Here is a 250-nt window from a genome sequence, read left to right as displayed (position 1 = left end):
AGGGGGCGCGTCACGGGAGCGGAGGGCGGGCCGCTCACAGCGCGGCCTCGGAGCGGGGGCGGGCGGGCGCGGGCGCGGTCAGGCCGAGGGCGGGGAGGGCGGCGTCGGTGTCGGCGCCGTGGGGCCGGCCGGTCCAGCGGATGGAGCCGGGGGTCTCGGAGAGGGAGAAGAGGACGTTCTGCATACGGACCGGGCCGAGATCGGGGTCGGCGACCTCGGTGACCGTGTCGGGCGCCTGGTACTGGGGGTC

1 pseudogene is annotated in these 250 nt (G+C 78.4%); it reads right to left on the bottom strand.

What is annotated here, in order from left to right:
* Positions 1 to 34: 34 nt before the first annotated feature.
* Positions 35 to 250, bottom strand: a pseudogene (locus A4V12_RS22250) (CoA transferase); the annotation flags it as partial.

The organism is Streptomyces noursei, assembly GCF_001646665.1.
GTDB classification, from domain to species: Bacteria; Actinomycetota; Actinomycetes; order Streptomycetales; family Streptomycetaceae; genus Streptomyces; species Streptomyces lavendulocolor.
This window is presented reverse-complemented; position numbering and strand designations above follow the sequence as displayed.